Here is a 1132-nt window from a genome sequence, read left to right as displayed (position 1 = left end):
CCGTGGAACGAGCGCCCGATGTGCCAGTCGGAGGTGTGCAGGATCCGCATGTTCACACGGTACGTCGGGCCTCCGACATCGGCGTTCAGCCCGCGCGCGGGTCGCCCGCGACCTTGCCCGGAGGAACAACCATCGGGGGGCGACGGGCTCCGGCGCTTCACGAAGCTGGTGATGATCGTCCTGTCGCCCAATGCCTATGTGGCGCTGGGCGGGTTCGTCGTCGTCGGTATCGGCATCTGCGTGCTCTATCCGCTGACCCTGTCGGCGGCGGCGCGCATCGGGGATCGCCCGGCGAGCCAGAACGTGGCGGCAACGACGCTGGTCTTCCAGCTCGTCAATCTTGGCGCGCCGGCGCTGATCGGGGCGGTGGCGCAGGGCTTGGGCGTGCGCACGGCCTTTGCCCTGCTCATTCCCGTGCTCGTACTGACCTTTGCCATGGCGGGGCGCTTGCGGCCCCGCCAGGCTTAACCTCTATTCGTCAAAGGCCTGGGTTTCGACCGGAGTGACCGGCGTCGGCACGTGTCCAGGGCTCGGGGCGGCGCCAAGTTCGGACAGGCGCCGCTGCAGCGAGACCATCAGGGCCAGCTTTTCCGTGTCCGGCAGGTCGTGGAGCCGCTGGCTGAGGCGGATGGTGAAATCCGAGAAGGCATTGTGCCAGTCGGCCGGCAGCTGCTTGAGGTCGACGCGGCGGGCGGCCGGAGCCTTGGCGGCGGCGATGCCGGCAGCGGTGAGCTCAAAGTAGTCGTCGAGCTGGGGCAGGATGATCTGGTCGCCGCCGAGCCCGATCGCCATCAGCGCGGCGCGGAGCGCGGTGCGCTCCTCGTCTTCGCCATGGGTGAGGAAGATGGCGCCATGGGCGGGCAGGCGCTTCTTGATCCAGGCCATCAGTTCGGAGTGATCGGCATGGGCCGAATAATTGCCCATCGAGCGGATTGTGGCGCGCACCGGCACCAGGGTGCCGTGAATGCGAACTTCCTTGGCGCCCGAAAGAATGATCTGCCCCAGCGTGCCCGGGGCCTGATAGCCGACGAAAAGCACGGTGGCATTGGCGCGGATCAGGTTGTTACGGAGATGGTGCTTGATGCGCCCCGCATCGGCCATGCCCGAGGCGGACATGATGATGGCGCCGCCC

At 67.7% G+C, this 1132-nt stretch carries 2 protein-coding genes; one reads left to right on the top strand and one right to left on the bottom strand.

All coding sequences use genetic code 11. From position 1 onward, the window contains the following. The first annotated feature begins 171 nt into the window (after positions 1-171). Positions 172-468, top strand: a complete 297-nt coding sequence (locus J0I64_RS03760; protein ID WP_291406275.1) for a hypothetical protein — start codon at positions 172-174, stop codon at positions 466-468. A gap of 3 nt (positions 469-471) precedes the next feature. Here J0I64_RS03760 and J0I64_RS03755 read toward each other — a convergent pair. Then, positions 472-1132, bottom strand: a 661-nt coding sequence (locus tag J0I64_RS03755) for an MBL fold metallo-hydrolase (protein ID WP_291406274.1), incomplete at its 5' end; no start/stop codon positions are given.

Source organism: Devosia sp., assembly GCF_017307565.1.
In the GTDB taxonomy this organism is placed as follows: Bacteria; Pseudomonadota; Alphaproteobacteria; order Rhizobiales; family Devosiaceae; genus Devosia.
The sequence above is the reverse complement of the archived record's forward strand: the minus strand, read 5'-3'. Positions and strand labels throughout refer to the sequence as shown.

What these genes read in the sequence shown, in the direction of transcription:
- J0I64_RS03760 (WP_291406275.1), top strand. Translation starts at nt 172, where the DNA reads ATGATCGTCCTGTCGCCCAATGCCTATGTGGCGCTGGGCGGGTTCGTC.